We start from the raw sequence: 953 nt of genomic DNA, 5'->3' as shown, positions 1-953 counted from the left end.
GCTGAAACGGAAGCCGATCTGGATCGGGATATCCGACGGGCCAAAACGATTCTCTCGCTAGATGCCGCTATGAACAAAGTGGATCGTTTCCTAAAGACGCACAGCCCAAGGATGGGCCGGGGGAAGCGAGTCAAGGAAGTGAAGAGCAATCTGACCGATAACGAAAGTGCCAAAATGACGACCAGTAAGGGCACGATCCAGGGCTATAACGGCGTCGCCACGGTGGATAAAAAGCACCAGATCATCATTGACGCTCAGGCCTTTGGCGAAGGTCAGGAGCATCACACCTTGCAGCCCGTACTGGAAATGGTCGAAGCCCGTTTTAAGAAACTGGGGATTGCGGAGAATATCTATCAGAAAGGCACCGTCGTCACCGCAGATACCGGCTTTGCCAATGAGGCTAACATGAAGTATCTGCACGAACAGCGGATCAACGGCTACATCCCCGATAATCAGTTCCGCAGCCGAGACCCGAAGTTCGCCGACCAGAAAGACAAATACGGCAAGCGCCACCAGAACCTGCCGGACAAAGGCTGGCGGGAGACGACGCCAGCTAGTGCGTTCCAGTTTGATCCAGTAGCGCTAACGTGTATCTGCCCAACCGGTGAAAAACTGTCCTTTCGCGGGCAACGAGCAACGGACACTGGTAAGACTCGGGTACACTTTGAAGGGCGCTTGCTGCAATGTCGACACTGCTCAAAGAAATACCGATGCATGCAAAATCCGAGCTCGGCCGACCATCGCAACGGTGCAGGGCGACAAGTGTCTTTTGTTATCGAGAACAAACGCTTACCCAATTATACTGACTGGATGAAGCACCGAGTCGATAGCCCCAAGGGCAAAGAAATTTACAGCCATCGTATGTCAGTCGTGGAGCCCGTCTTCGGCAACATTGGCACAACGAAAAGACTGAACCGCTTCAGCCTTCGGGGTAAGCAAAAGGTGCAAGGCCA

General features: G+C 53.3%; 1 protein-coding gene. It reads left to right on the top strand.

The annotated features are described in order from the left end of the window. Nucleotides 1-953, top strand: a 953-nt coding sequence (locus INT19_RS00555) for a transposase (protein ID WP_193059305.1), incomplete at both ends; no start/stop codon positions are given.

This window comes from Halomonas sp. 3A7M (genome assembly GCF_014897875.1).
Taxonomy (GTDB): Bacteria; Pseudomonadota; Gammaproteobacteria; order Pseudomonadales; family Halomonadaceae; genus Vreelandella.
This window is presented reverse-complemented; position numbering and strand designations above follow the sequence as displayed.